General features: G+C 70.4%; 10 protein-coding genes. 2 read left to right on the plus strand and 8 right to left on the minus strand.

Going from position 1 to position 21187, the window contains the following annotated elements:
* Positions 1-1188 precede the first annotated feature (1188 nt).
* Positions 1189-8007 carry an RHS repeat-associated core domain-containing protein gene (locus tag M3147_RS08530; protein ID WP_251203046.1) on the minus strand — a complete coding sequence of 2273 codons (6819 nt, stop codon included), beginning with the start codon at positions 8005-8007 and terminating at the stop codon, positions 1189-1191.
* 65 nt (positions 8008-8072) lie between these two features.
* Positions 8073-11039 carry a LamG-like jellyroll fold domain-containing protein gene (locus M3147_RS08535; RefSeq protein WP_251203047.1) on the minus strand — a complete coding sequence of 989 codons (2967 nt, stop codon included), beginning with the start codon at positions 11037-11039 and terminating at the stop codon, positions 8073-8075.
* A 274-nt stretch (positions 11040-11313) separates the two neighbouring features.
* Here M3147_RS08535 and M3147_RS08540 point away from each other — a divergent pair, with 274 nt between their 5' ends.
* Positions 11314-11748 (plus strand): hotdog fold thioesterase, encoded by a 435-nt coding sequence (locus M3147_RS08540; RefSeq protein ID WP_251203048.1) that lies wholly within the window; start codon positions 11314-11316, stop codon positions 11746-11748.
* Positions 11749-11762: 14 nt separating this feature from the next.
* Here M3147_RS08540 and M3147_RS08545 read toward each other — a convergent pair whose 3' ends face one another.
* From M3147_RS08545 to M3147_RS08570, 6 genes are all read right to left on the minus strand, one after another.
* Positions 11763-14033 (minus strand): glycoside hydrolase family 31 protein, encoded by a 2271-nt coding sequence (locus M3147_RS08545; protein ID WP_251203049.1) that lies wholly within the window; start codon positions 14031-14033, stop codon positions 11763-11765.
* Entirely contained in the window at positions 14030-15166 is a 1137-nt protein-coding gene (locus tag M3147_RS08550; RefSeq protein ID WP_251203050.1) for a glycoside hydrolase family 15 protein, read from the minus strand. The genes M3147_RS08545 and M3147_RS08550 overlap by 4 nt, the downstream gene beginning before the upstream one ends.
* Before the next feature lie 37 nt (positions 15167-15203).
* Complete coding sequence (locus M3147_RS08555; RefSeq protein WP_251203051.1) at positions 15204-16445, minus strand: ABC transporter substrate-binding protein; 1242 nt, start codon at positions 16443-16445, stop codon at positions 15204-15206.
* Positions 16446-16532: 87 nt separating this feature from the next.
* On the minus strand, positions 16533-17384 hold the full coding sequence (locus tag M3147_RS08560) for a carbohydrate ABC transporter permease (protein ID WP_251203052.1): 852 nt from the start codon (positions 17382-17384) through the stop codon (positions 16533-16535).
* A complete protein-coding gene (locus M3147_RS08565; RefSeq protein ID WP_251203053.1) occupies positions 17377-18333 on the minus strand; it encodes a carbohydrate ABC transporter permease in 957 nt (318 codons plus the stop codon). The genes M3147_RS08560 and M3147_RS08565 overlap by 8 nt, the downstream gene beginning before the upstream one ends.
* Entirely contained in the window at positions 18330-19532 is a 1203-nt protein-coding gene (locus tag M3147_RS08570) for an ROK family transcriptional regulator (protein ID WP_251203054.1), read from the minus strand. Before M3147_RS08570 ends, M3147_RS08565 begins: the two co-directional genes overlap by 4 nt.
* 182 nt (positions 19533-19714) lie before the next feature.
* Here M3147_RS08570 and purF point away from each other — a divergent pair, with 182 nt between their 5' ends.
* Entirely contained in the window at positions 19715-21172 is a 1458-nt protein-coding gene (gene purF / locus M3147_RS08575) for an amidophosphoribosyltransferase (RefSeq protein WP_251203055.1), read from the plus strand.
* The last annotated feature ends 15 nt before the right edge of the window (positions 21173-21187 follow it).

Consider the following 21187-nt stretch of genomic DNA (forward strand, 5'->3'; position numbering starts at 1 on the left):
AAGTCACCTCAAGGTGCGTGGCCAAGTACGAGACCTCGTCGAGAGGCGGCACGTACTGCGAACGCCAGGCAGCGAATTCGGGCAGGTCTGCGAGCTCATCAGGTTCAGTCATAGCCCCAACAGCTCCTCCGGTGTAGCGGGTCGAACGCCCGGACCCGGCTTAATATGTAATCCGCCAGTATGTGGATTGATGTTCCGCTCGAACTCCACCACATGAGGGGTATCTACGCCCCATGTGATCTTCCCGTCACGTCGACCCGTTTGATGGGCAGGCCATCTGCTCCGTACACCTGGTAGTTGGTGACACGACCGTCGGCACCGCGACGCACCAGGATCTCGCCTGGTCCAGCTTCCGACCTCCCCTCTGGGGTCCCGCAAAGCCTTCACTCCGGTGGACAGACGTTTCGGGTACCCGCGTCACATGTGGGGCGGGCCGACGACTTCGCTGCTACGGGCCACCATCGCCACAGCGATCTAGTACCAGACCGCCAGCCGCTGGCCGACAGCGCGGCACGCACTGCAAGCACCGAACGCTCGCAAGCCTCAGTCCAGGTGGCTCGCAGCACGCGGAACTCCGGAACGCTATCCGCCATGTCGTCGCTGAGTCGATATGCCGCCTCCACAACCTGTCGACCGTGCATGTCGCTCCGCCAGCAGAAGACGATCAACCTGGCGGCACAAGGCCAGTAGGTCCCTCCGTCGCCACCCGAGCCTCGTCCGGAACTCCCACGCCTCCACTGCCGCTAGGATTGCGGGCGGATTGATCGTGGTCTCCTCGGTTCGCTTGAGCTACGTACGAGTTGAAGATCTCCAGCGCCGCCGGATCACGCGCATAGAACGCATCAACGTGCGACGGATCCTCAACCAGCTCTGGGTATCCCCAGATGGCCACATTCGGAGCTGACCAAAGATCGCGGCCCGACGCGCGAATCCCCGTTTCGAGCGCAAAGCGCCACCCGGCCGGCAGTGGCGCAGTGAAGAGTTCGAAAAAGCCGGCATACGCAAAGCAGGGCCCACCATCGTCATCCCGTACGAGGAAGTAGAATGATCGCTCGACAATCGCCATACCGACGACTGCATACGATCGACCCACTGTGAGCGAGTAGGCGCTTTCAAGCTCGGCCGCACGCCCGCGTTGGTGATCCGCGAGCACCACCGGAACGTTCTCGATACAAGTCACCCTCATCGCTACCCCACGAATTTGAAGTCGTCGACTGCCCGGTTCTGGGTATTGCGAACATAGTGGACGTTCACACCATTCACTATTTGCTGCATCTTGACCCACCCATCCGACGCCGGCCAGCGCGGATCGCTCATGGTCACTCGCGTGAGCTGAGTGCCTTGAGGAAACGAACGGACCTCGGTCATCGCCAACTGCTCTGTCAAGTTCTGCGGCACTGTTCTGCCGGTCGAACCAAGACCGAGTGGTACCGGCGCGGAGGCTGGCAGGCCTGGCAATAGGCCGTCTGCTGATTTCACAGCAGCCGCTGTGTCCGAGCCCTTGGCAACCGACGCGCTCGCGTCGATGCCTTGCTTGATCAGCTTTCCACCGCCGCCGAGCGCGTCTCCGACGACTGGAATGGTGCCAGCAAGGCTGAGGCCTACGCAGACCCAGTCTGCTTCAGCTGCACAAAGTCCGGCGTCGAGCAGGTCAAAGGGAATGCCAAAACCCGGGACAAACCCAAGGACTGTAAGAAGCAGGTGAAGTTCTGACCCGTCTGACGTGTACGTGCCGCCTGCACCGCACCGCATGGGCTCGCCCGGTCCGCAATCCCATTCCCCGGTCTCGCCGTTGAACTGGGACGCCCACTCTGCGTAGCCGGGATTCACCGGCAGCTGCTCCGCGAGCTTGTTCATGCTCGCGAGAACAATCTCGTCGGCGGTGTACCCCGACCCCATCCGCCCGCCAGCGTCGTTCTCATAGTCCGTACTCCCGATCGGACGGAGCCCGCTCGGGTCGCTCATGCTCGTCGGGTTGTTGTTCGCGTACGCGTACCCGTTCCACTGCTGCGGATCCGCGAGATCCAGCAACGGGTCCACGCTCAAGAACCGGCCCAGCGTCTCGTCGTAATAGCGGGCGCCGAGCAACGTCAACCCCGACCCATCACGCGTCAACCCCAGGAACTGCCGATCGCCCGGAACCGTCGCAGCCCCCGACCCGCCACGGGCCGCACCGAACGGATCCGTATACATCCGATCGACCTTCGTCGTATCCGGGCGTTTCGTGTTCGGCACCGACGCGACCGGCGTGCCATGCGCATCCGACACCAACGACGACACCCCGGCCAGGCCACCACCCACGCGCACCGCGACCGTCGACCCGCCGAACCCGTAATACCGGGCCGCCGACACCACACCCGACGTGCTGATCGACACCTCCTGCCCACCGGGCAGGTACACCGTCACCCCAGACGCATCCGAACGCACCACCCGGTCACCATCCGCCGAATACACGAACGACGACCCAGACCCGCCAGACGCACCAGACCCGCCCGACTGCAACCCCACCAGCTCGGACTCCGCATCCCAGCCCAACTGCGACGACACGCCAGCCTCAGTGCGCGACACCATCCGGCCCGCCCCGTCGTACCCGTACGACGACGACACCCCGGCACCACCATTCACCGACACCGACGCACCCGTCACTGCATGCACCCCGGCACCACCGCCACCGTGCGTGTACGACGTCGTCGTCACCCCCGACGAGCCATCCGTGGCATGCACCGACTTGCCCGTGCGGTTGCCCACCGGATCGAACTCGTACTCCACCCAATACGGCGCAGCCCCACCCACGAGGTTCGGGGCCACCTGCTCCGCCCGACGGTCGCAATTCGCATCCGCCACGGTCCACGCCAGATCCAGACGGCGCAGTCCGTCGTAGCCGAAGCACTGGTTGTCCTGCTTCGCAGCGCCCGACAGGGCGGTGTTCGTCGGCCGATCCAGGATCGCCGTGACATTGCCCGCCGGGTCGTACCGGTACTCCAGGTCGAGCTCCGTGCCATTCACCCGCTCACGGTCGAGCGCGACCCCCACGAGCCGGTTCGTGCCGTCCTCGTAGTCGTACGTCACCGCCGTGCCGAAGGTGTTGCCCAGATCGGTCGCCAGCAGCCGGCCGTCCGAACCGTAGCGGGAATCCGCGACGTACACGCCCCAGCCGAAGCCGCCGCCCATCCACGACGGTCGCGACGCGGCGTCGAAGTTGGTCGTGACGATCTCGGGACCGAGCACGGGCTTCGCGACGCCCTGCTTGCTCACGCTCGGCAGCCGCGTCTGTGCGGGCTGCCCGTCGGCGGTGTACGCGTAGCTCGTCGTGAACCTCGTCGTCGACAGGCTCGTGTACGGCGCCACCTCGGGCAGCACCGTCGCGACCTCGAGCGGACGGTACGCCGCGTCGTACACGCGGGTCTCGTTCGTGAACCGCAGCCCCGCGGGCGTGACCCGGGTCGCCGACGAAACCGGCCCGATGAGGGCGCGGCCCGACTCGTCGACGGCCTGGTCGTACTGCCACTCGGCCCGCACCGCACCCGTGACCGAGCCGTCGCGCATGCTCGTGCGCCGCCCGAGCGGGTCGTAGGTGTACGCGAGCGTCTCGCCGGCGCCGTTCGTCGTCGTCACGACCCGGCCGAGCTCGTCGTACGTGCTCGACGTGGTGCCGCTGTCGGGGTCCGTCGCCGCCGTGCGCTGACCGGCCCAGTCGTAGGCGTACGTCCAGACGTTGTCCTCGGCGTCGGTCATCTTCACGAGCTGCCCGGCGGGGTCGTACTCGTACCTCGTCGTCTGCTGCGTGAGCGCCCGGATCTGCGCCGCGGTCGTCGCGGTGCTCGTCTCGGGGTCGCGCTCGTACTGGGTGAGGCTCACCGTCTTACCGCGGGCGTCGACCCGCGACTCGGTGGGCACCGCACCCAGCGGCGGGATGACGAGGGTGCGCGAACCGTCGTACACCGTGCTGGTGCGCCACTTCTCGTAGTCCGGGTTCGAAGACGTGCCGACCCAGAAGATCTCGTCGGTGGTGCGCCCCGCACCGTCGTACTCGAACGTCGTGCTCGACGGCGGCACCGCGACGGGCACGAGCGCCTTCGCCGCGGGCACGCCCGTGGCGAGCCACTGGCCGGTCGACGAGTCCACCCGGCCCGCCGAGTCGTAGTACGTGTGCGTCACCATGCGGCCGCGGGCGGCGGCATCGACGCGGTCGTTCGCTCCGGCATCCGTGCCCTCGGCCTGCGTCTGGAACGGGCGCAGCAGCCCGTCGTAAAGCACGACCGCGGCGTGCCGGGCCGTGCCGTCGGCGCCGAGCGTGCGGGTGAGCACCGCGTTCAGGCCGTTCGTCGCGACCGTGTACTCATACACGACCGACGCCGGGCCAGGAGCGGGATGCTGCGGGTACCGCACCGACGTACGGCGACCGAGGGCGTCGTAGCTGGCGCTCGTGACTCGCCCGTTCGCGTCGGTCGAGGAGGTGACGGTGCCCGTCAGCGGGTTCAGCGCTGTCGCGGTCGTCGCCCCGGCGAGCGGGCCGGGGCCGTCGACATCGGGCGTCGTCACCGAGGTGCGGGCGAGCAGCCCGCCGGGCGAGTGCTGGTACGCCGTCGTCGTGAGCTGCCCCGCGGCATCCGCGACGACGAGGGCGCGACCGCGCTCGTCGTAGGAGCGCACCTCACTCTTCAGCTCGAACGTCGCGCCCTGCGCGTCATCCGGGTCGAGCGCGAACGCGCGCAGCAGGCGCCCCGCGCCGTCGTACTCGAAGCGCTCACTGCCGACGAGGTCGGCCGGCCGCGACACCGCCTGGCCGCACGCGACCGAGACGCGCTCGCTCTTGGCGGGCAGCGCCACCCGGTGCGCCGCCACGAACGCCGGCGTCGTGTCGTGCGCGTACTCCGTCGTAGTGCACACGTCGTCGGTGGTGAGCGCCACATCGCCGCGGTCGTCGACCGTGCGCAGCTGCGAGTTCGCGTCGAAGGTCGACGCGACCCGCGTGTGCCGCTCGAGCGTCCCGGCGGCGTCGTAGACGAAACCGTCCACCGTCGTCGAGGGCACCCGGGTCGCCTCACGGCCGCCCGAGCCGGTCGCGACGACGACCGGCGCGCCGTGCGTCGTCACCTGCTCCGAAACGAGCCGGTCGCCGTCCTTCGACACCGAGGCGAACACCTCGCCGCGGTAGCGCTCGTAGTCGTTCGTCGTCACCCGCGCGCCGCTCGGGCCCGCGCTGAGAGTGCCGCCGAGACCCCGGTAGTAGCTCGCCTCGGAGACGGATGCCTCGTCGCCGGTGCCGACCATCGTCGTCACCGTCGGGAAGCCGCGGAACTCCGAGTACGTCAGGTCCTCCGCGATCAGGGTCGCGCCGCTCGGCTTCGCCCAGCCCGCCCCACCCGAGTAGGCGTACGCGGTCGTGACCGAGAGCGAGCCCGTGATGAGCTCGCCCGGCGAGCCGCCGGTCGGCGGCACGCCGTCCTCCACGATCGTCTTCACCACGTACTTGTGGAAGTAGTCGATGCGCGGGTTCGCTTCGCCGTCGGGGTGCCAGCGCACCGGGAAGCACAGCCGGTCGTTCGTGCGCTGCGCCGTCTCACCGGTGCCGGGCACGTCGCCCGGCGCGCAACTCGTGCGGTAGTCGACGCTGATCGACGCGCCCGACTCCGTGCGCACGTTCGTCATGCGGTGGCGTTCCATCGCCGGGTAGCCGTCGTCGGTGGCATCCACCCGGTTCTTCAGCGCCGTGTACGCGAAACGGTTCGGCGGCAGCTGCACGTCGTCGGCCGTGCTCTCGGTGCCACCGTGCCCGATGTGCTGAATGGACTCGAGCCGGAGCATGACGCCCGTCGCGTAGTCGATGCCGATGCCGTCGCCTTGCGCGACGAAACGCTGCCCGAGGGTCCACGAGTCCACCGGGCGGTAGCCCGAGCCGTCGTGCGTGAACGTCGCGATCTTCGCGAGCCGGTGCCGGTCGAAGAACACCGGGGAGGGGGTGCGGCAGTCCTCGCCGACCTCGCACTCGAGGTCGGTCGGTGTGTCGGGCCACGTCTTCGAGTCCGGCGCCGCCTGCCCCGGAGCGCACAGGCCGGCCGGGTTCGACACGTCGAGCACGCAGCGCGGCGCGGTCGTGAACTCGACCTTCGCTGGCGCCGGGGTCGTGCGCTCCTCGCCGGCACGGGTGCCGTACTCGATGCGCGACAGATTGCCGCCCGAGGTGTACGCGACGGTCTGCGCCGTCGGGTTCGCCGTGTAGTCGTACACGTAGCGGTTCGTCTCGGTGGAGTAGAAGTACGTCATCGAGTTGCCGGAGGCGTCGACGACGTAATCGAGGTTCCAGCGCCAAACCTGGTCGCAGCGCGAGTCGGCGAAGGCGGCCTGATAGCAGCGGTCGGCAGGATGGTTGCCGTAGACCGGCACCGTCCATGCGGAGTTCAGCTCGACGTCGTCGGCGGAGCGTTTGCCCCGGCCGAAGAAGTACTGCGTGCCGTCGACCGTGGTGACCTTCCAGTACTCCTTCGCCTCGCCGCCGTTCCAGGCCCCGGTCAGCTGCTCGACGCGGGTGCCGTCGTCCTGTTTCGGGAACCAACGGCCGCCGTCGCCCTTGATCAGCTCGACCGCGGCGCCCTTGAACACGAGCGTCGCGTTCTCGGGCCCCCAGCAGAGATCGCCGCCCGCGCGACCCGCGTTGCTCGCCGTGCCGCCGTCGTCTTTCGTGCAGGCGCGGTAGCTGCGCTCGACGAAGCCGCCGGGAACGTCGAAGCCCTCGCCGACCCAGCCGGACTGATTGTTGGCCGACGGCACGCGCCCGTCGGAGGTCGCCGAGGAGTACCCGATCGCGAGCTGCGGGCTCGGGCCGGCCGGCACCGCGGGCACCCGCATCGGGTACGACCAGGCGAAGCCGCCGGTCGATCCGGAGGCGCTCCAGGTCGACGTCGGCGACAGGCTCGTCGCCGACCAGTCGCCGCCGGGCCCGGCGACTCCCGCGACGACGGCGAGCCGCGCAGCACCGCCGGTCGCGGAGAGCGTCGCGGAACGGGCGGTGGATGCCTCACCGCGATCCGGCGCGCGGGCGGCGAGCTCGCCGCCGCCGTCGGGGGCGTGGCTCGCCGGGGCGTCGCTCGCGGGGGTCTCGGTGGTGGGCGTCTCCGTCGCCGGAGGTTCGGTGGCCGGAGATTCCGTGGCGGGTGCCTCGGTGGAGGGGGCCTCCGTTGCCGGCGCCTCGGTGGCCGGCGCCTCGGTCGAGGGCGCTTCTCCCTCGGAGTTCTCGGGCGCCGGCACCTCGGGCACGGGCTCACCGCTCGGCGGGGCGACGATCGCGGGGCCTGTGACCGGCACCTCGGCCGTGATCGTCTGAGTCACGGGATCGTTCACCGTCTTCAGCGGGATCGGCGCGCACTCGGGCGCATCCGCCGCCTCGGGCGGGCAGTCCGGCAGTTGCAGGAACTGCAGCCGCGAGGCCCAGTCGCCACCGCTGGCCCCGCCGAACGCCGCGTAGGAGAGCTGCAGCGACACCGAGGCATCCGCCGCCGGAGCGGCTCCGCCCGCGGCATCCTCGACCTCGACGAGCAGCCCGTCCACCCCCGCCGCCGCCGCGCCCGCGGCATCCGCCACGCGCACCGTGACCGAATCGGGTGAGCTGCCGTCCCCGGCCGGCGCGACGACCGCCGCCATGCCGCCGAGGTCGATCTCCACGCCGGCGCCGGCCGACGTGAACGCGCTGCCGCCGGCGAGCTGCACCGTCTCCTCGTCGGCATCCGGCAGCTTCGTCGGGCCGGCCGCGAACGCCGGTTCCTCCAGGTCGCCCCAGGCGCCGCCGAGCTCGGCACCGTCGACCGGTGCCGTCTGCTGCAGCCGCTCGAACGCGGACTGCAGGTTCTCCTCGCGCGTCTCGCCCACCGCGGAGGGCTCGGCGCCCGCCGCGAGCCACGGTGCGAGCGGCATCACCAGCGACGGGTCGAACCCGACGACGAGCGCGAGCGCCGCCGCCACGGTCAGCACCGCCCGCCGCGACCTCGACGCGCCATCGCGCCGGCTCATGATCCCCGTCTTCCGCATCCGCAGACTCCGCTCCTGTCGGGCGCCCATGCCCGTCCCCCCGCGCATCACTCGGCCACCGTCGGGTCGACCGCGTTCTTGTCGCCGCCGAAGTCGCTCGCCTCGGCCCCCTGGCAGATGCGGCGGATCTTCGACTCGTCGAGGACCTGCCCCGAGAAGACACGCACGTCGTCGATGTCGCCGGGCCAGAAGTCCCGCTGCGCGCCGTTGTAGAGCGATCGACCGACCGTGAACGGCCCTGAGGCCTGCCACGGCACTGCCGCGCGCCCTGCTTCCGACTTCGTCGGGATTGCGGGTGCCGGGTTCTCGGGTGTTCCCACCGAACACGTCCAGAGGGTCACCTTCTTGGTGGCCGCGTTGTGCTCACCAACGAGCAGCACCCACTCGTCGCCCCGCACCGGCTCGGAGGAACGAGCCGAGACCGTTGCCGTGCCGCTGTCGTCGTTCATCATCGTGAATCGCCAGCATCCATTGCCGTTTGCACCGTTCGCAGGCACGCAGGCGGTCGGGTGGTACTGCAAGTGGAAGCCCGAGTGCTTCTGGCCGTCCTGCCCGAGCACGTTGTAGGCCTTCCCCTTGGCGAGCGCCGCCGCATCGATTCGCACGAACGCCGAGACGGTGAACGACTTGCGCGTATCCATGACGGGCCCGGCCGTCTGGGCGAAGTCGTTCACCCCGTCGAAGGAGAGCGCGCCGTCGCCGTCGCGGGAGCCGAACAACTCGCGCGGGCCGGTCGACCACAGCGCCTCGTCGATCAGCAGCGGGTTCTTCGTCTGCACCGAGGAGGTGTCGGCGGCCGTGCCGTCCTGCGTGGCGTCGTCGAAGGTCCAGGCGCCGTCCTCCTCCGGGAAGGCGACGTCGAAGGTGTACGTCGTCGTCGCCGAGACGTTGCCCGCCCGGTCGATCGCGACGACGTAGAGCGAGAGCGGACCGGTCGCCGTCGGCGTATACGTCACGGTCGCGGTCGCTCCGGTCACGGCCGTCGTCGGCGGGTTGGTGCCGAAGCCGTACTTGTACGAGGCCACGTCGGTCGCCGTCGAGGTGAAGGTGAACGCGCCACGGAGTCCGACGCCACCGCGCTCGACCCCGCTCGCGTACACGGCGGGATGCCCCGTCGCGACCGGGGTCACCTTCGGCGCCGCCGGTTTGCTCGTATCGACCGCGAATTCGCACACCGCGATCGACCAGCCCGACCACTTGGAGCCGTCGGTGACGGTGACTCGGTACTGGTAGGCCTTCCCGCTCACGAGCTTTCCGGTCGGGACGGCCATCGTGAACGTCGACCCCGAAGCCTTCGCCGCGATCGGGCGGCTGTTCCACACCTCGTTCGTCGTCCCCTGGTCGACCACCGAGAACTCGGCCTGCACGTTGCCGCCGTCCGGGTCGGTCGCGACGGCCGAGATGGTCGGCGTCGTCGTCGCGATGATTGGCCGTCCCGCTCCGGCGACGCAGGCGTTGACCGGCGCGGCGAGTTTGACGTTCGTCGCCTTGTTCGGGGGGCGGTTGTACGTGATGGCGAGCTTCGCGTCATGACCGAACCGCTTCCAGCTGGCCATGCTCGACTCGTCCCTCGACTTCAAGCCCATCGACAGGGTGGGCCACTCGTAGTCGGCGAGCATTCTGGCCGCGGTCGTCGCGTCGTACTCGCGCCATCCATCGGTGCCGCAGCTCGGTCGCTGCGAGTTCGTCATCGAGGCGATGATCGTGCCCTGCCCGAGATTGCCCCAGTTGGTGCCCGCCGTCAGCGGGTTCGCGAGGTACAGCTCGCTCGTCGACGGGGTGCACGAATAGGAGTGCACGCCGTACACCGTGAACTGCGCGCTGACGATGTCGGCGCCGCTCATGTTCCGGATCGTGTCGAGCCCGTCGTACTCCCAGGCGAGTCGAGCCGTGAACACCGCGTTGCACGAGGAGTCGTCACATCGCCCATTGCCCCCGTCGATCGGATCCGTCCACTTGTAGATCGAACTCGAGAACCCGCCGGTCCGCACGAGGGTCCAGCGCACCGCGCCCTTGCCGCTGAAGCTCGGGTCGATGCGCACCGGCCACACCGTCGCCGGGTCGGTCAGCATCGCCCGGTCGGGCGACACCACGAGCTCGTCGCCGACGATTCCCACCGGCATCTGTGCGACGCGGTCGCCGACGAGCGGGTGGGTGCCCCGTTCCACGGTCGCGAGGGCGGGGTCGCCCTCCGCCGCCGTGGGCTCAGCCGTTCCCTCGGGCTCGCCCGCGGCATCCCACATCAGCGACGGCGGTGCCTCGAACACCACGGTGCCCTCACCGTCGACGACCTGCACCGAGCCGTCGTCCGAGCCGACGAGTGTGAGGCCCTCCGAGACGATCGTCCGGAACGCGACATCCGTCCCCGTGCCCGCACCGGCGGCGGCCGCGCGTGCCGCGACGAGGGCTGACTCGAAGCGGGCGGCGGCGGCCGGCGAGTCGAGCACCACGATCGGGGTGAACCCCGTGGCGTCGGGGTTCACCGTGACCTCCAACCGCACGCCGTCGTCGAGGCGGTACGTCGCGGTCGGCCCCTCGAGCTCGGGCGCCGGCAGCGGGAGCGGGAACCACACTTCGAGCCGCTCGCCCTCGATCTCGATGACCCCGAGCGGGCGCGGCTCGCGGGCTGGCACGTCACCCCCGCTGAGCTCGAGCTCGTACACGGACGCGGCCGCCTCGATCGTCGCGCCGCCGTCGGCCACGACGAGCGTCCGGTCGAGGTCGACCCACTCGCCATCCCGCTCCACTCGACTCGGCATGGCCGAGAGCTCCAGACGTTCGGAGCCCCCCGCGGTGGCCCAGGTGCTGGCCCACGGCGTCCGCGCGTCGGTGATCTCGACGTCGACGTCGCAGTCGGCGGCGAGCGCGGCCGCGGCCTCCGGCGTCGCGGCCGCCGCGACCGAGCAGTCGACGGCATCCGATTCGTCTGCCCCGCGCTGCAGGCCCAGCGAGACGACGACCGTCCCGGACACGACGACCGCGAAGGCGGTCGCGCCCGCGACCCACCACTTCATTCGCCGTGCACGACGGCGCCCCCCAACACGCAATGCGGTGTTCCTCCGAGTCGACATGATCCGGTCCGCGGTGCTCCGCAGCCCCACACCTTCACATCCACCCGGTAGGTCCCCCGATGCTGAGCAGGTAGTCGCTACCGAACCAGAACGCCCGGTACGCGAACAAGACCCCCGAAATGGGGCCAGACCTCCGTTTCTCCGATCGAATCGGACGAGCCCCGGCCGCGATGTCGGCGCGACCACACCCACCGCACCCCGTGCGAGACTCGAACGCATGAGCATCTGGTTCGGCGAACCCTCCCTCGAGAGGGCCAACTCCCGCAGCGACGGCACCGCGATCACGAGCCTCGGCATCGAGATGACCGAGCTCACCGAGGACTCGCTGAAGGGGCGGATGCCGGTCGACGGCCGCACCCGCCAGCCCGGCGGTGTGCTGCACGGCGGGGCATCCGTCGCCCTCGCCGAGACGCTCGCGAGCTGGGGCGCGAGCATGACCGTCGACCCCGAGCAGTACTACTGCGTCGGCATGGAGATCAACGCGAACCACGTGCGCCCCGTCGCCGAGGGCTGGGTGTACGGCGAGGCGCGGCCGCTCACCCGCGGGCGCACCACCCAGGTCTGGGACATCCGCATCACCGACGAGCAGGGCCGGCCGGTGTGCATCTCACGCTGCACCATGGCCGTGCTGCCGGTGCCGTCGAAGTACTGATCCGGGCGGCGGCGTCAGCCGGCGAAGACCTCCCGGAGTTCCGGCCACGCGGCGGCACGCACGTACACCGGCACTCGCTCGATCGGCACCTCGACCTCGAACACCCGGTCGCCTTCGACGGCGTCGCCGCTCCAGGCGTCCACCCAGTCCCCGGGTGGCAGCGCCACCTCGTGGTGCGTCTCGCCCTCGGACACCACGGGCGAGACGAACAGCTCCCGGCCGAGGAACCACTGGAGCGGATGCGTCCACGCCGTCTCCAACCCGGGGTGGTCGAAGTACACCGGCCGCATCAGCGGTACCGAGCTGCGGATCGACTCACGCGCCTCGGCCGCGAGATAGGGCACCAGCCGCTCGCGCAGCTGTGCGAGCTCGCGGAACACCGGCAGCACCCGTTCATCGCCCGTCTGCTCGGCGATGTTCCACGGCGTGCGGTCGCGCGACGGTGCCCGGTGGTGGTTGAACTCCGAGTGGTACTGCATGATCGGCACGAACACCGACGCAGCCGTCGCCCGCAGGTACAGTTCGGCGGCCGGCACGGGCCCGGAGAAGCCCGCGAGGTCCCAGCCCCAATAGAGGATGCCGCTCGCCGCGGAGGAGAGACCCGCGAACATCGACCAGCGGAACGCCTCCCACGTCGAGTTCTCATCCCCCGCCCAGAACGCGCCGTGCGCCTGCGAGCCCGTGAAGCCGGCCCGGCTGAAGGTCACCGGCGCCTTTCCCGCCGAGCGCAGCAGCTCCCCGTATGCCGCCGCATAGGCGACGGGGAAGCGGTTGTTCGCCTCGTCGCCTCGGCTGCCGTCGAGCGAGACGAGCTCGCGGCCCCAGGCGTGCTCGCCACCATCGGTCTTGAAGCCATCGATGCCGAGCTCCTCGACGAGATAGCGGCGCTTCTCGGTCCACCAGCGCGCGGCGCGCGGGTCGGCGAGGTCGGGCATGAGCGAGAGCGGGAACCACCAGCCACGGTTGCGGTACGGCCGGAGGCCGCCCCGGCCGTCGGGCTCGCGCAGCAGCACGCCCTCGCGGATCGCCGCCTCGGCGTCGGCCTTCGCCTGCCCCTCGGGATGCGGCCGCAGCTTCATCAGCGGGATCTGCCAGAGGTGCACACGGATTCCTCGCGCGTGCAGCTCGTCGACCATGCCCTTCGGGTCGGGCCAGGCGCCCGCGGCGGGGAACTCGAAGTCGGCCAGCCGGTGCGGCGAGCCGTCGGCGTGCACCTCGTAGCGCGCGTCGCGGAACGCGGTGAAGGTGCGCTCGTCGCTCCACGCCTCGATGACGACGGAACCGACCGGGACGTCGTGCTCGCGGTGCAGATCGAGCTGGCGCATCACCTCGTCCTGCGTGTTCCACTCGTTGCCGCTCGCCCAGAGCCGGAACACCCAGTCGGGCAGCTCCTCCGGGCGGCCGACCTCGTCGAGGAAGGCGCCCAGCACCTCGGCGGGCGCGCCGTCGTAGACCGCGAGCTCGACGACCGGCTCCGCCGCGACCGCGGCAGGGTCGGCCGAGACATCCGCCGCATCCACCTCGACCTCGACGACGAGTCGGTCCGCCCTGGACTCACCCACCTCGTACCAGCTGCGGCGCGAGGTGCGCACGTAGAAGCCCCAGCCCTCGCCGCCCACGACGTGCGCGAACGGCATCGGCAGGTAGGTCTTCCGCTCGGCGCCCTGGCTCTTGTACTGCTCGAAGACCACCGCGTCGAGGCTCCGGCCGCGGTGGTCGAGGGCGTCGAAGCGTTCGCCGAAGCCGGTGACATGCTCGCCGGGCTCGAGCGGCAGCTCGAAGCGCACCCGCTGCGCTCGCTCGCCGTCGCCGAGGAGCTGCACGCTGCCGGGGACGAGCCGGTCACGGCCGAGCACGCTCACCGCGTCATCGGGGGCGGACCGCCAGGCCGCCGACGCGACCTCGAACCAGCGGGTGCGCTGCGTGCGCCCGACCGCATCGCGCCCGGTGAAGCGGTAACGCAGGCGGGAACCGATCGCGGGCGCCGCGATGGTCGTCGCCCAGCCGCCGGATGCGCGGGCCAGCCTGGCCTGCGCCGAGGCGAGGTGCCCGCCGTCGACGAGCTGGCCACGCGAACTGCGCGGCACCCGGCCGAGGGCGATCGACTCGGCGGACTCGCGGCCGTCGGCATCGATCACGACGAGCTCGAGCTCGACCGACTCGACCTCGGCGCTCGCGCGCACGCCCAAGGCGAGCGGCTCGCCCGCGAGCGGCAGCACCGGACGGCGCTGCTCAGTGTCCTCGGAGTAGGGATGCCCCGAGCCGAGCGGGCGGTGCCGGATCACGCGTGCACCCCCTCGTCGTCGCCGAGCTCGACCGCGAGCCGCAGGAGCATCGCATGGCTCCACAGCAGGGGCTGCGCCACCGGCCCCCAGCGCTCGACCCACTCGGCCACCCGGTCGGGGGCGAGCAGGTGCCGCCCCACCTGCTCCGGCATCGCGCCGTCGGCGTCCGCCGTCGAAGCGGCCCAGCCAAGCAGCTCGCGCGCCCGCCCGAGATCGCCGGCGCGAGCGTGCGCAATGCCGAGGAAGCAGGACAGCAACGGCCACTGCCCGCCGCCGTAGAAGGTGTCGTCGAGGTAGCGGTGCACCCCCTCGCCGACCGTGAGCTCACTCTCGAGCCGCTCGATCGTGGCCCGACCGAGCGGCGAGGCGGCCGGCACCACGCCGAGCAGTCCGACGACAGCGCCGAGGCTCGCATCGACCGCGTCGGAACCGAGCCACTTCGCGAGGTGGCCGCCCACGGCCCCCTCGCCCTCCGCGATGAGCCGGGCGAGCGCGGCGCGCTCCGCCGCCCCCGCGGCCTCGGTACGCACGGCGTCGAGCGCGCCCAGCGCGACCGCTTCGCGCAGTCCGGCGGCGATGCAGCCGAGGGTCGAGACGTGCACGTGCTGCGCGTGCTCCTCCCACCAGTCGAAGCACGGCCGGTCCCACGATGCAACAAGGTAGTCGACCGAGAGCTCGACGGCGCGACGCCAGCGCGAGGCATCCACGCCGTGCCGGCGCACGTGCTCGCCCAGCGCCCAGAGCCAGGTGCCGTAGCCGTCGAGCTGGAAATCCCACCACTCGTCGTCCCCCTCGCGGCCCTCGAAGGTGAAGCGGGTGGCGAGCATCCCGGCGTCGGGCACCGGCGTCCCCGCCTCGGCGGCGGCGACGATCTCGGCGATCCGGTCCGCCCGAGCCTCCAGCACACCGGCGCACCAGTCGAAGAAGCGCTCGGCCGACTCCGCGTGACCGGCCGCCGACATCCCGTCGGCGATGAACGCGCCGTCTCGGAACCAGCTGTACCCCGCGTAGGCGGAGAAGGTCGGACTCGCGGGGTAGGCGCCGCCGGGGTGCTGCAAGGCGGCGATGAGCTCGGCGCTGCGCCCGGCGAGTTCGGGGATCGACGGCCGGCGGTCGGTCACGGGAAGGGTCATGCGTCGTGCTGCTTTCGTGTTCGGGGTGGGTGGAGCGTCAGCCGATGGCGGCGTCGATGCGCTCGCTTGCGGAGGCCAGCGCCTCCTCGACGGTCTTGCGACCGGCCTGCGCCTCGACGAGTTCCTCGGTCATGATGTCCTGCATCTCCTGCTGGCCCTTCGCGACGACGGGCGGCAGCGCGACCTGGTCGAGCGAGTCGAAGACTGCCTGCCGGTTGGCCGGATCGCCGAGCGTGAGGTAGCTCTCGAGCGCGGACTCGTCGGAGATGACCGGGAGCTCCCAGCCCGCGTCGAGGCGGGTCTCGACCATCACGTCGCTCGAGGTGAGGAATCGGGCGAACTCGGCCGCGGCGTCCTGGTACTTCGATCCAGAGGAGACGCCGACCGCGTTCGAGAAGAGCGCGCTGGTCTGCTGAGCATTGCCCGGCTCGACTGCGATGTCCCAGCCGAACGGCACGTCGGCGAAGGCACCGAACATCCAGATACCGGTGTGCAGCATCGCGAGCTTGCCGTCCGTGAAGAGGTTCGTATCGAAGTCGGGCGTTCCCTGCCCCTGCTCGACGGTCGGCATGACCGTGCCGCTCTTGCCGACGAGCCACTCGGCCGCCTCGACCCCTTCGGGGCTGTTGAACGCGGTCTTCGTGCCCGACTCGTCGAGGAACTCGCCGCCGTTCTGTGCGAGCACCTTGTAGAACTCGTAGAAGCTGACCGGCTGGTGGTCCCCCCAGACGCCGGCGGCCTGATCGGTGAGCTGCTCGGCCGCGGCCTGCTCGTCGGCCCAGGTCCAGTCGCTCGTCGGGTACTCGACACCGGCGGCGTCGAAGAGATCGGAGTTGTAGAACAGCACGACCGTCGAGAACGAGCTCGGCAGGGCGTACTGCTTGCCGTCCGTCGCGTACGCCTCGAGCACACTCTCGCGGTAAACGCTCGGCTCCTCGACCGGGATCTCGGCGAGCACGCCGTTCGCCTGGTACTGCGCGTAGTTCGCGTACTCGAGGTCGAACACGTCGGAGACGGTGCCCGCGGCGAGGTCGGTCTGCAGGGCGGTGCCGTAGTCGGCGTACGGCAGGGTGGTCACCTCGACCGTGATGTCGGGGTGCTCCTCCTCGAAGGCGGCGACGATCTTCTGCAGGTTCTCCTCGTTGCCGTCGTTCGAGATGAAGTTCGTGTAGGTGATCGTGACGGGGCCCTCGGTTGCGCCGCCGTCGGCGGCGCAACCGGTCATCACGAGGGCGGCCGCGGCGGCGATGCCGGCGGCGGCGAGTGCGGTGGTCCTCATTCGGGAATCTCCTTCGATCGTGTGAGGGATGGTGCAACGGGTGGTGCGGGGGAATCGCTGGGGTGGTGCAGGCGCGCCGCGGTCGGGCTACTTCAGTCCGGTGTTGGCGACGCCCTGGATGACGTACTTCTGGGCGAACAGGTAGATGGCGAGCATGGGCAGGATGCTGACGATGGAACCGGCCATGACGACGTCCCACTGGGTGGTGAACTGCCCCTGGAGCCCGGCCAGCGCGACGGGCAGGGTCTGCACCTCCGGCGAACGCAGCACGACGAGGGGCCAGAGGAAGCTGTTCCAGCTGCCCATGAAGGCGAACACCGCGAGGGTCGCGAGCGCGGGGCGGATGTTCGGCAGCATCACGGTCCAGAAGATCCAGAAGTGCCCGGCGCCGTCGAGGGCGGCCGCCTCGTCGAGCTCGGTCGGCACCTGGTTCATGGCCTGGCGGAGCAGGAAGATGCCGAAGGCGCTCGCGAAGGTCGGCAGCAGCGCGCCGAGATAGGTGTCGACGAGGCCGAACGCTTTGAGTTCGGCGAAGAGCGGCACGACGAGCACCTGCAGCGGCACCATCATCGTCGCGAGGTAGATGCCGAACACGACCGTACGCCCGCGGAACGGCAGCCGGCTGAACGCGTACGCGGCCGTGGCGCTCGTGAAGAGCTGCACGAGCGTGGTGACGACCGCGAGCAGCAGGCTGTTGCCGATGACCCGGGCGAACGGCAGCCGGGTGAACAGGGTCGCGTACGCCTCGAGGCTCGGGTCGGCCGGCCACATGGTCGGGGCGGAGTCGAGCCGGCTGTCGGCGTTCAGCGAGGTGACGAGCGTCCAGTAGAAGGGGAAGAACATCGCCACGGCGCCGAGCGCGATGACGAGGTGGAGCAGGATGCTCCGCCAGGGCACCCTGCGGGTCCGGGGAGCGCGGATCGTGAGGGCCTCAGCCATAGTTCACCCACTTGCGCTGGCCGCGGATCTGTACGACGGTCACGGCGAGGATGACGACGAAGAGCATCCAGGACAGGGCGGATGCCTCGCCCGCTCGCCCGTAGCGGAAGGTGAGGTCGTAGATCTGCTGCACGACGACCTGCGTCGCGCCGCCGGGCCCGCCACCCGTCATCGCGTACACCTGGTCGAACACCTGGAAGCCGTTGATGAGGGAGATCACGACCACGAAGAAGGTCGCGGGCGAGAGCAGGGGCATGGTGATCGACACGAGCCGACGCCACCAGCCGGCGCCGTCGACGCGGGCCGCCTCGAGCAGGGCCGGATCGATGGCCTGCAGCCCGGCGAGCAGGATCACCATGACGAAGCCGAGGTCCTTCCAAGCCGAGGCGAGGATGATCGAGGGCATCGCCCAGGCCGGATCGGTCCACCAGCCCGGCCCGTCGACGCCGAACCACGCGAGCACGGTGTTGACGACGCCGTTCGCCGGGTTCAGCAGCCAGCGCCAGACGAGGGCGACGACGATCCAGCTCGTGACGACGGGGAGGAAGTAGACGCCGCGGAGCAGCGTGCGACCGCGCAGCGCGGTGTTGAGCCCCAGCGCGATGGCGAGCCCGCCGAGGTAGACGAGCGGCAGATACCCGGCGATGTAGGCCAGGGTGTGCAGGAACACCTCGCCCGTCTTCGGGTCGGCGAGGAGCTTCGCGTAGTTGTCGAGGCCGACCCAGCCGGCCGGCGCGAGCAGGTTCCAGTCGGTGAGGCTGATCCAGGCCGCGGCGATCATCGGGCCGAGGACGAACATCGCGAGCGGCAGGGCGCTCGGCAGCAGGAACGCGAGCACGGTGAGCGCGTAGCGGCGGCGGGCGGCCGGGGTGCGGCCCCGACGGGTCGATGGGGCGCGCCCGGTCGCCGCGGGCGCTGTCCGCCCGGGTCGGGCGAGGGTCGCGGTCATGGCCGGCCGGCCTGCTCGACGAGCCGGGCGCGGATCAGCCGGGCCTGGTCGCCTGCCGAGTCGGCGTCGAAGGGGGTGGCGAGCACGAGGGCGGCGGCACCCTGCGCCCAGCTCTCGTCCTGCCAGGTCTCGACCTCCACCGGGATGCCGCGGAAGTGGCGCATGAGGTGGGATCGGAACGCCGGCTCGAAGCCGTACGACCAGTGGCGCCAGGCATCCGTGCCCTCGCCGAGCACCACGATGAACGCCGGGGCGATGGTGTGCACGACGCCCGCGAGCGTGCGGCCGAGCACCGCGCCGGCGTCACCGAAGACGCGGCTCGCCGCTTCGTCTCCCGCGTCGGCGGCGGCCCGCAGAGCGTCGATGCCCGCGGTGGCGGAGATGACACCCTCGGCGCGGGCCCGGGCGACGAGTGCCGCCTCGCCGGTGAGCGCTTCGAGACATCCGTCGTTGCCGCAGTGGCAGCGGGGGCCATCGGCGACCGGGATGTGCCCGATCTCGCCCGCGCCGCCGTTCGCGGCGCGGAGCACGGTGCCGTCGACGACGATGCCGGCACCGATGCCCGTGCCGATGGTGACGACGAGGAAGTGGTCGTGGCTTCGGCCGAGCCCGAAGAGCCGCTCGGCGACGGCGAGCGCGTTCACGTTGTTCTCGACGATGACGGGCAGGCCGAGGGCGCGTCGGAGGGCGTCGCCGAGTTCGACCTTGCTCCAATCGAGGGCGGGTGCGTCGACGACCCCGCTGCCGGGCTGGTCGACGCTGCCCGGCACCCCGACGCCGATCCCGAGGAGCGGCGCGCCCCCGCCGCCGTCGAGGAAGTGGCGGATTCGGTCGACGAGTTCGGTGAGGTAGGTGCTCGCCATGGCATCGAAGGGCTCACTCGCCGAGCGCAGCACGCGTCCGTCGATGCCGACCTCGACGAAGGCGACGTGATCGGCGACGACCTTCACGCCGATCGCCCGTCCGGCGGACGCCACCAGTCCCAGCATGCGCGCGGGGCGGCCGCCGCTCGAGGGTGCCTGCTCGAGCTCGGCGATGAGGCCGTCGGCGAGCAGGTCCTTCGTGAGCTGGGTGACGAGCGCGGGCGAGACCGAGAGCGCGCGGGCGAGGTCGGCGCGGGACGCCGGGCCGTTGGCGCCGAGCTGGGCGAGGATCGCCGAGCGCGTGACGTCGGTGCGGGGGCTGGTGCGGTGCGCCATCTGAGCCTCTCTGCTGTGTGGCGGGCAGTGCTGTTAATTTAGAACTAAATAAAGCCGAATAGCAAGTCCCTCGTTCCGCGCATCCGAGCACCCCGCAGCGCGGGTCGTGCTCACCCGTGCGTGTGGGAGAATCGACGGGTCCACCTCGGACGCCCCTTCACCCCCAAGGAGCCATCGCTCGCATGTGCGGCATCGTCGGCATCGTCTCCACCGAGCCGGTCAACCAGCAGATCTACGACAGCCTGCTGCTCCTGCAGCACCGCGGCCAGGACTCGACGGGCATCGCGACCGCCGACGGCCCCGTGTTCCACATGATCCGCTCGCGCGGGCAGGTGCGGGAGGGCTTCCGCACCCGTGACATGCGCTCGCTCATCGGCAACATGGGCCTCGGGCACGTGCGGTACACGACGAAGGGCGCCGCCGAGCGCGAAGAGGAGGCGCAGCCGTTCTACGTGAACGCGCCGTACGGCATCGTCCTCGTGCACAACGGCAACCTCACGAACACGCGCGAACTCTCCGGCGAGCTGTTCTCGATCGATCGCCGGCACGTCAACTCGACGAGCGACACTGAGATGCTGCTGAACGTGCTCGCGACCGAGCTGCAGAGCCAGATCACCGGACTCGAGCTCGACCCCGACCAGGTCTTCGCCGCGGTCGAGGCCGTGCACCAGCGTGTAGAGGGCTCTTACGCGGTCATCTCGATGATCGCCGGCTACGGCCTGCTCGCGTTCCGCGACCCCTTCGGCATCCGCCCCCTGATCCTCGGCCGCCGCCTCACCGACGCCGGCAAGGAGGAGTGGATCGTCGCGAGCGAGTCCCTCGTGCTCGAGAACGGCGACTACGAGATCGTGCGCGACGTCGAGCCCGGCGAGGCGATCTTCATCGCCCTCGACGGCACCATGGTCTCGCGGCAGTGCGCGACGAACCCGCGCCTCGTGCCCTGCTCGTTCGAGTACGTCTACCTCGCCCGCCCCGACTCGGTGATGAACGGCATCTCCGTGTACGAGGCGCGGCTGCGCATGGGCAACCGGCTCGCCGACACCATCGCGACGCACATGCCGCTCGGCGACATCGACGTCGTCATGCCGATTCCCGACTCGTCCCGCCCCGCGGCGATGCAGGTCGCGCAGAAGCTCGGCATCGAGTACCGCGAGGGCTTCTACAAGAACCGCTACGTCGGCCGCACCTTCATCATGCCCGGGCAGGCCGAGCGCAAGCGCTCCGTGCGGCAGAAGCTGAACGCGATGGGCACGGAGTTCAAGGGCAAGAACATCCTCATCGTCGATGACTCGATCGTGCGCGGCACCACCTCGCAGCAGATCGTGCAGATGGCCCGCGACGCCGGCGCCAACAAGGTGACGTTCACCTCGGCGGCCCCGCCCGTGCGGTACCCGCACGTCTACGGCATCAACATGCCGAGCCGTCAGGAGCTCATCGCGCACGGCCGCAAGATCCCCGAGATCGCCGCCGAGCTCGGCGCCGACCACATGATCTTCCAGGAGGTCGCCGACCTGCAGGCCGCGATCACCGAGGGCACCTCGATCACGGAGCTCGACCTCTCCTGCTTCACGGGCGAGTACGTCACGGGCACGGTCACCCCCGAGTACCTCGACTGGGTCGAGCGCACGCAGCTCAGCTGAGCACGTTCACCCCCG

The organism is Agromyces mediolanus (assembly GCF_023715325.1).
GTDB lineage: Bacteria > Actinomycetota > Actinomycetes > Actinomycetales > Microbacteriaceae > Agromyces > Agromyces mediolanus_A.

Bases quoted from the DNA above. Each gene is read 5' to 3' on its own strand.
- M3147_RS08530 (WP_251203046.1), bottom strand. From the start codon at position 8,007: ATGAGCCGGCGCGATGGCGCGTCGAGGTCGCGGCGGGCGGTGCTGACC.
- M3147_RS08535 (WP_251203047.1), bottom strand. From the start codon at position 11,039: ATGAAGTGGTGGGTCGCGGGCGCGACCGCCTTCGCGGTCGTCGTGTCC.
- M3147_RS08540 (WP_251203048.1), top strand. From the start codon at position 11,314: ATGAGCATCTGGTTCGGCGAACCCTCCCTCGAGAGGGCCAACTCCCGC.
- M3147_RS08550 (WP_251203050.1), bottom strand. From the start codon at position 15,166: ATGACCCTTCCCGTGACCGACCGCCGGCCGTCGATCCCCGAACTCGCC.
- M3147_RS08555 (WP_251203051.1), bottom strand. From the start codon at position 16,445: ATGAGGACCACCGCACTCGCCGCCGCCGGCATCGCCGCCGCGGCCGCC.
- M3147_RS08560 (WP_251203052.1), bottom strand. From the start codon at position 17,384: ATGGCTGAGGCCCTCACGATCCGCGCTCCCCGGACCCGCAGGGTGCCC.
- M3147_RS08565 (WP_251203053.1), bottom strand. From the start codon at position 18,333: ATGACCGCGACCCTCGCCCGACCCGGGCGGACAGCGCCCGCGGCGACC.
- M3147_RS08570 (WP_251203054.1), bottom strand. From the start codon at position 19,532: ATGGCGCACCGCACCAGCCCCCGCACCGACGTCACGCGCTCGGCGATC.
- purF (WP_251203055.1), top strand. From the start codon at position 19,715: ATGTGCGGCATCGTCGGCATCGTCTCCACCGAGCCGGTCAACCAGCAG.